Origin of the sequence: Phyllobacterium sp., assembly GCF_037994425.1 — a bacterium.
Lineage (GTDB): Bacteria > Pseudomonadota > Alphaproteobacteria > Rhizobiales > Rhizobiaceae > Phyllobacterium.
Map to the genome: position 1 here is coordinate 1 of NZ_JBBNAM010000041.1, position 7599 is coordinate 7599.

10 protein-coding genes are annotated in these 7599 nt (G+C 60.2%); 7 read left to right on the forward strand and 3 right to left on the reverse strand.

The features are described from left to right. Positions 1-190: DUF1194 domain-containing protein (locus AAAB35_RS02565; protein WP_340666673.1), on the reverse strand; the 190-nt coding region annotated here is incomplete at its 3' end. 113 nt (positions 191-303) lie between these two features. Here AAAB35_RS02565 and AAAB35_RS02570 point away from each other — a divergent pair. Continuing rightward, on the forward strand, positions 304-2229 hold the full coding sequence (locus AAAB35_RS02570; RefSeq protein WP_340666674.1) for a BTAD domain-containing putative transcriptional regulator: 1926 nt from the start codon (positions 304-306) through the stop codon (positions 2227-2229). Positions 2230-2262: 33 nt separating this feature from the next. Here AAAB35_RS02570 and AAAB35_RS02575 read toward each other — a convergent pair whose 3' ends face one another. Further along, positions 2263-2730 carry a MarR family transcriptional regulator gene (locus tag AAAB35_RS02575; RefSeq protein ID WP_029867483.1) on the reverse strand — a complete coding sequence of 156 codons (468 nt, stop codon included), beginning with the start codon at positions 2728-2730 and terminating at the stop codon, positions 2263-2265. 123 nt (positions 2731-2853) lie between these two features. Between AAAB35_RS02575 and AAAB35_RS02580 the strand changes: the two genes are divergently transcribed. From AAAB35_RS02580 to AAAB35_RS02590, 3 genes are all read left to right on the forward strand, one after another. Continuing rightward, entirely contained in the window at positions 2854-3276 is a 423-nt protein-coding gene (locus AAAB35_RS02580; RefSeq protein ID WP_025662361.1) for an organic hydroperoxide resistance protein, read from the forward strand. Between the two features lie 87 nt (positions 3277-3363). Then, entirely contained in the window at positions 3364-3747 is a 384-nt protein-coding gene (locus tag AAAB35_RS02585; RefSeq protein WP_029867482.1) for an MbcA/ParS/Xre antitoxin family protein, read from the forward strand. Then, positions 3707-4462, forward strand: coding sequence for an RES family NAD+ phosphorylase (locus AAAB35_RS02590; RefSeq protein WP_112647510.1), 756 nt, complete (start codon positions 3707-3709; stop codon positions 4460-4462). The genes AAAB35_RS02585 and AAAB35_RS02590 overlap by 41 nt, the downstream gene beginning before the upstream one ends. A 23-nt stretch (positions 4463-4485) precedes the next feature. On the opposite strand, the gene AAAB35_RS02595 is transcribed toward AAAB35_RS02590, so the two are convergent. Next, a complete protein-coding gene (locus tag AAAB35_RS02595; RefSeq protein WP_062370423.1) occupies positions 4486-4932 on the reverse strand; it encodes a MarR family winged helix-turn-helix transcriptional regulator in 447 nt (148 codons plus the stop codon). Positions 4933-5021: 89 nt separating this feature from the next. On the opposite strand from AAAB35_RS02595, the gene AAAB35_RS02600 reads away from it, so the two are divergent. The 3 genes from AAAB35_RS02600 to AAAB35_RS02610 are packed head-to-tail and all read left to right on the forward strand — an operon-like array spanning position 5022 to position 7090. Beyond that, positions 5022-5750 carry a thioredoxin family protein gene (locus AAAB35_RS02600; protein WP_112647508.1) on the forward strand — a complete coding sequence of 243 codons (729 nt, stop codon included), beginning with the start codon at positions 5022-5024 and terminating at the stop codon, positions 5748-5750. A gap of 33 nt (positions 5751-5783) precedes the next feature. Further along, positions 5784-6251, forward strand: coding sequence for a DUF1579 domain-containing protein (locus AAAB35_RS02605; RefSeq protein WP_340666675.1), 468 nt, complete (start codon positions 5784-5786; stop codon positions 6249-6251). Between the two features lie 59 nt (positions 6252-6310). After that, on the forward strand, positions 6311-7090 hold the full coding sequence (locus AAAB35_RS02610) for a VOC family protein (RefSeq protein ID WP_112647540.1): 780 nt from the start codon (positions 6311-6313) through the stop codon (positions 7088-7090). Positions 7091-7599 lie beyond the last annotated feature (509 nt).

Below are 7599 nucleotides of genomic sequence, written 5' to 3' on the forward strand. Positions count from 1 at the left end.
AGATGGCCAGGACGTCGTTGTCCCGGAAGGCGGCGGCGATCGCGGACTTCTGAAAGGCATATTCTTCGTCGGTGATGCTACCGGATCCGTCGACGGCCACAACCAGCGCGATATCCGCGCAGGCCAATGATGGAGACGCGGGCAGTATCAAAACCACAGCCGCAGCCATACCAATCAGCATCTTGAGCATTTCCGCATCCCTCGTTCGCCCATAGCCCAAAATTGACTATGACAAGCGGTCGCTTTCCTGCTGTTATATCGCCGTTACTTGATCATGCTAAATTAGAAGTTGAGATACTAGCGATGCGGTTCATGCTGCGCCTGTTCGGTCGATTCCAGCTGCTCTCCCCCGCGGGCGAGAGCATTGTGATCGCTTCGCGCAAGCATCAGGCGCTGATTGCGATGCTGGCGCTGTCCAACGGCAAGTCTGTTTCACGATCGAAACTGGCGGGCATGCTGTGGTCCGAGCGCACCGAGGAACATGCACGCAACAGCCTCCGCCAGGCGTTCTTTGCAATCCGCCATGCCGTCAACGGCCACGGCGTGTCACCTCTCGTCTTCGACAGCGGCGCCGGCTGGATGAGAACTGATACCATTGTCACCGACATTCAGACTCTTGCGGAAAGCGCGAAGGCGGGGTCGCTGCCGCCGTCACTGGATGTCTTCGAGGGCGAGTTTCTCGAGGGATTGAGCTTCAACGACGAGACATTGGAAACATGGCTTCGCATCGAACGCGGCCGATACCACAATTTGCTGGTCGACTGCCTTGCGGACCTCGCCGAAGGATTGGAGAGGGCGGGCAGCACTGAGCAGGCGGTTCTCGCCGCGCAATGCCTTTTGCGGCAGGATCCTTACCACGAGCCATCTCATCGGACGATCCTGCGCCATCACAAGGCCCGAGGCGAGCGCGCCCGTGCCATCAGGCATTACGAAGGCCTGAAGGCGTTGCTGGAGGCCAATCTCGGTGTCGCGCCTGATCTCGAAACGCAGCAGCTCATCGATCGAATTCGCGAACAGCAGGAGCCGTCCGTGGACTTGACCAATGGCAAGCCTCGGATCGCGATCCTGCCAATCAGGAGCCTTTCACATGATGGAGACGACAGTCTCGTCGCCGAATCCCTGACGCGCAAACTGATCGGGGAACTCGGCCTGTTCTCGCCGCTCTCGGTGGTTGCCGCCGCGACGATGTTTGCCGTGAATGCGAGGCACGAGACCGTCGAGGAAATCGGGAGACGGGTCGGCGCCGATTATGTCCTGGAAACCGCGGTTCAGGGCGACGGGGAAGCCGGCTGGGCGATGGTGCAACTCGTGTTCGTGCAAAGCGGCACACAGATATGGAGCCGCAAATATCTCGATGAAAGCACGAATTCCGACCTCGGGCAGGACCAGCTTGTCCGCAAGATCAGCGGCAATCTCTATCATATCGTGATGAAGCATGCGGCAGCCAGTTCGGCCGCCGAGCCGGAGGGCGAGGTCGGCACGGAAAAGCTGTATCTGCAGGTGTTCAATCATGTCGAGCGACCGACGCTGAACGGGATGATCCGTGCCCGGCGTTTCTGCGAGCGGATCCTGGCCATCGATCCCAATCACGTTCTGGTCCGCGAGAGCCTCGTCTGGATAAATTTCCACTCCTGTTTCAACGGCTGGCTGGACGATCCCGTGCGTGGCTTCCAGCAGGCGCGTGAAATCGTTCTGGTGGGGCTGGGCCTGGATGACCACGAACCCTACCTGCTCAGCGCCTTCGGCCTTGCTGAAGCCTACCTGGGAAGCGCCAGGGCCGGCCTGGACGCGTTGCAAAGGGCCGTCGACCTCAACCCCAACGACGCCGAATTCCACACGTGGCTCGGCATTGGACTGACCGTCGCCGGTCTGATCGGCGAGGCGCACATGGCGTTCGATCAGGCCGATCAGGTCAGTCCTGACTATCATCCGATTTTCCTGTTCCGGGGCGATGCCCATTTCGCCTCCGGGAAGTATGAGGAAGCGATCGCCTGCCTTGATCGCTTCCTGACCGTGCTGCCGGACTATCATTGGGCGCGACTCCTGCGAGCGGCGTCATACGCAGCGCTGGGCAGGGACCTAATGGCGCGGGGCGACGTGGCCTATGTGAGGGAAAGCACGCTTTTGTTGAACGGTCGGTATCTCGAGCAGCTGCTTCAGGCACGCGGCTCATCGTTCCGGCAAGATTTGTGGTTGCGGCTAGAGGCTGCGGGCTTGCCGTGGGCATGATGTCGTCTCGGCTCCGGCTTCAATGCCTTGCTCTCAAGCCGCCGATGTCAGATTGGAGCGGAGGCCCTTCAACAGCCCTCGGATCGTTTTCATTTCCTCGAGCGTGCAGCCTGCGGCCTGGCCGATTGCGCCCATGATGGTGTCGATCTCGCTCCGCATCGCGCGGCCGTTGTCGGTCAGCGACACGATAACCTGCCGTTCATCGCGGGAATCGCGTGTGCGCTTGATCAGGCCATTCTGTTCCAGGCGCTTGAGCAATGGCGACAACGTGCCCGAATCGAGATCGAGTTGCTCGCCGATCGCCTTGACCGGCTGCTCGGACTTCTCCCAAAGCGCCAGCATCACGAGATATTGGGGATAGGTGAGGCCGACCCTGTCAAGGATCGGCTTGTAGGCGCGGGTAAAGGCATGCGCCGTCGAATAGACAGCAAAGCAGAGCTGGTTCTCGAGCCGCTTTTCCTCTTCCGGAATTTCCATCGTCTTGGCCACATGCGCTTTCATTGTCGTCCTTCCACGGGCTCGATTGTCCTCTTTTCGAACTCGAAATGCAATTTGCAAAATTCACTTGCGGACAATTTAATTGTGCGATAAACAAAATCCAACCCCAACGCAAAGGAGACTGACATGCCTATCCTCTACACGACCAAAGCTTCCGCCACCGGTGGCCGCGCAGGCCGCGCCGTTTCCGAAAACGGCGTTCTCGATGTGACGCTGACGGTTCCGAAGGAACTCGGCGGCGATGGCGCGACCGGCACCAACCCTGAACAGCTCTTTGCAGCCGGTTATTCGGCCTGCTTTCTCGGTGCGCTGAAATTTGTCGCCGGCAAGGAAAAGGTCAAGATTCCTGAGGACACCACGGTCAGCGCCACGGTCGGCATCGGCCCGCGTGACGACGGCACGGGGTTCGGCATTGAAGTTGCCCTGACGGTGAACATTCCCGGCCTCGACAAGCCGACCGCCGAAAAGCTTGCCGCTGCGGCCCACATCGTGTGCCCCTATAGCCATGCAATGCGCACATCGACGGAAGTTCCGGTTACCGTTGCTTAATCAATGCGAAAGGGAGCGCCGCGCATCGCGGCGCTCTTTTCATATGAAATTTAGATGCTATATTCTTTCCTGTGAAAGGAATATGGCATGGCTGTAGTACATCCGATCTCTGGTGCCCGGTCTCCCGAGGCGGCCGTAATCACCAAGGCCGCCGTCAATGCCGCTGACCGTCTCGGCCTCAACGCCAGAACGCTTTCGGCGGTGCTCGGCGTTTCCGAGGCGACTGTCTCGCGCATGAAGCGGCAGGATTATCTGCTTGAGCGCGGCTCGAAGTCCTTTGAGCTCGCGATCCTGCTGGTCCGTCTGTTTCGCTCGCTCGACGCGATTGTCGGCGGCGACGAGACCGTTGCCCGGCAATGGCTGCGCAACGCCAACACGGCGCTCGGCGCCACGCCGCTCGAAAAGATCGTCAGCATTTCGGGATTGACCGATGTCCTTGCCTATCTGGACGCCCGCCGCGCTATCGTCTGAGACGCGGGCGATCTCGGGCAGGTTCTGGCGTCTGGTCGAGGCGCAGCACCAGATTTCGACGCTGAAGCTCGTCGATACGCTCGATGAGCAGGCGCTGCTCGAAGCCTTGCTCGAAGAAAGCAAGCCGGCGCTGCCGCCGGAATGCATCGGGCTGGACTACCTGCTGGCGACCCCGTTCCGCTATGGCGCCGTCTATCCGCATGGTTCGCGTTTCCGCCGGGCAGGGCGCACGCTGGGTGTCTTCTATGCGTCCGAGCGGGTAGAAACCGCGCTTGCCGAAATGGCGTTCTACCGACTGCTGTTTTATTCGGAGTCGCCCGCGACATCGCTTCCTGTCAATGCCGCCGAGTACACGGCTTTTTCCGCGGCCATCGCGACCGCATCGGCAATCGACCTGACGCGCGCGCCTCTCGATGCCGATCGGGCGATATGGACGGATCCTCAGAATTATGCGCCCTGTCAGGCCCTGGCCGACGCTGCTCGCGAGGCGGGTTGCCAGGCAATCCTCTACGAATCCGTGCGCGATCCGCAACGCCGCCGTAATATCGCGCTCTTGACGGCAGCGGCATTTGCCGCCCGCGAGCCTGTCGAGCGTCAGATCTGGAGGATCCGACTTTCGGGTATTGGCGTCCAGGCGCTCTGCGATTTCCCGAAAGTCAGAATTGGATTCTCGGTGGAGGATTTCGCCAGCGACCCGCGCATGGCGCGCGACTGACGATGTCGCAGGCGGCCCGAGCTTCAGGCGAGCGCCTGCAGGTCGCGCCGCAACCTTCCCATGTCACCGTCCGGAAGGGCTTCCTCGAGGCTGGCGTGGGTGCTTTCCCAGATCGGCACTGCGGCCGCGAGCACGGCCTTTCCCTCCGGCGTCAGGCTTAGCAGGCGCCGGCGCTTGTCTTTCGCATTCTGCGTTACATTTACCCAACCACGGCGCTGCAACGGCTTGAGTGCGGCCGTCAATGTCGTCTGGTCCATCGCAAGCAGGGTTGCGACCGGTCCCATAGGCGGCGGTTCCGGGCGGTTCAGCGACGTCATCAGCGAGAACTGGCCGTTGGTGAGCCCGACAGGGCGAAGGGCATCGTCGAACAGGCGCGCCAGCGCGCGCGCCGCCCGTTGCACATGCAGGCAGAGGCACGTGTCACGTACGAGAAGCGTCGTCGAAAAAGGAATCTCTACCGCGTTTGACATGCTTAATTTCTATTGATATCAATGTAATTAGTCAAGGAAAAGGAGCATGGACCGCCACGTCTCGATCGCGCCGGAGGAGGGCGCACGTGATGCAGAACCAAGTCGTTTCCCGTGAAGAATGGCTGGAAGCCCGCCGCGCGCTGCTTCTCAAGGAGAAGGAAGCAACGCAACTGAGAGACAGGGTCAACGCCGAGCGTATGGCTTTGCCCTGGGTCAAGGTCGAGAGGAACTATGTTTTCGATACGCCGCAGGGCAAGAAAAGCCTTGCCGAGCTTTTCGACGGCCGCAGCCAGCTCCTGATTTATCACTTCATGCTTGGGCCTGATTGGGAAGCCGGTTGCCCCGGATGCTCGTTCCTGTCCGATCATGTCGACGGAACGCTGCCGCATCTCAACAACCATGATGTCACCTGGGTCGCGGTTTCGCGCGCGCCGCTCGCAAAGATCGAGGCTTACAAGAGGCGCATGGGGTGGAAATTCCCCTGGGTCTCATCCTTCGATAACAGCTTCAACTTCGATTACCACGTGTCCTTCAGCCCGGACGATCTGGCGAAGGACAAGGTCTTCTACAACTTCGAGGCGATTGATCCGGCCAACGCCAATGACGAGCTTCCCGGTCTCAGCGCATTCTACAAGAACGACGCAGGCGAAGTCTTCCATACCTACTCGAGCTACGCCCGCGGCCTCGAAGAAGCGGTCGGCACTTTGATGATCCTCGATCGTGCGCCGAAGGGACGTAACGAAGACGCGACCATGGATTTCGTCAAGCGTCACGACGAATACGAGCCGGCCAAGAGCGCGCCGTCCTGCTGTCACTGATATCTGCGACCATCATCCCAAGGGAGAAGGACGATGCAGCAAGCAAAAGTTCTGAAGGAGCACGAGTTCCTGGAAGACCTCGTTGGCGTTTGGGACGTGACGGCACCCGAGATGACCGGACAGGAACCGTGGACGGAGATCGTGCGGTCGCTTCATGGCATCTGGTTCGTCGCCGAAGGCTCCGGCACCATGCCGGGCGGTAGCGCGGCAACGACGGTACTCACTCTCGGCTACAGCGCCGACAAGAGAAAATACGTCGGCACCTGGATCGGCACGATGATGGATCACATGTGGGTCTACGAAGGCGAGCTCTCCGACGACGGCAAGACCTTGAGCCTCTATACGACCGGCCCCGATTTCGCCGACGCAAGGAAGCTTGCCGAGTATCGCGAGCAGATCATCTTCCACGATCGCGACCACCGCACTTTCAATTCTGCTGCCAGACAGCCCGACGGTTCCTGGAAGCAGTTCATGGAAGCGCACTATACCCGCAAGCAATAGCTGCGGTCTGCGGACGGCGCTGCCGTTCGTCGAAAATCCAAACCCAAATGGAGATCACGATGTCCGAAACCCACGGCAAATTCATCTGGTGCGAACTGATGACCCCCGATCCCAAGGCCGCCGCCGAATTCTACGGCAAGGTTGTCGGGTGGACGACAAGTGACATGACGATCCAGGACCTGCCGCCCTATACGATCTTCGAAGCGAATGGCGCAGGCGTCGCCGGCCTGATGGACTTTCCCGCCGAGCTGGAAGGGAAAGGCATTCCGCCGAACTGGACGGGCTATGTCGCGGTCGATGATGTCGACAAGTCGGCGAAGGACTTTGCCGCCAACGGTGGCTCGGTTCGCCGCGAGCCGGCGGATATTCCGACGGTCGGACGCTTTGCCGTCGTCGCCGATCCGCATGGGGCGGTCATCTGCATCATGACGCCGCTGCCAAGGGACAATCCGTCGCCGCCGCCGCCGATGGGTACGCCCGGCCATATCGGCTGGCACGAGCTCTATGCCGGCAACGGTGCCGAAGCCTTCGCATTCTACTCGAAGGTCTTCGGCTGGACGAAGGACCAGGACATGGATATGGGCGAAATGGGCGCCTACACGATCTTCGCTGAGCACGGCACGCAGATCGGCGGCATGATGACCAAGCCGCCGAGCGTCCCCATGCCTGCATGGGCCTATTATTTCAACGTGCCGGCCATCGATGCGGCTATCGAACGCGTCAAGGCGGGCGGTGGCACGGTGCTGAACGGTCCGATGGAAGTGCCCGGCGGCAGCTGGATCATCCAGGCGGCCGATCCCCAGGGCGCATTCTTCTGCCTCGTGGCGCCCACCCGATAGGCGCTGCAGACGGCGATTTTCAACTCAGCGCGAGATGGCCGGACGCCGTCTCGCGCTGAACTGTTTGAGGGGTCCAGGAGGTCTAGCGGAAAGCGCTGATGGCAGCGTGAGCGTAGAATCGAGGAAGCCGGGATACGCGGCCGGAGCGCGTTTTTACTTCATTAATTTTATTAGAATTTTAGCGTTTCCGGCGAGGTTCGGGGCCGCCGCGTTAACTCTTCCTAAAACATTTTTGGGTGGAAGCATAACCGGCTATGCCTGAAGCGGCTGCAAGTATTGATTTTGGCTCTTCCGCGTAATTGATTGGCCCCAGTTTCTCATTGGGGTTGTTTTGTTATGTCTATCGAAGATCCGCGCATTTCCGCTACTGCAAGCGAAAACGTCTCGCACGACTTCCGCCAGGACATTCATGAAGACGCAAGTATTGAGACTTCCGCTCGTCAGGGCGTTGAGGTCGCGCAAGCCGATAACAGCCAGCAGCCGGAGAAGACCGACCGCGTGCCGGCGGC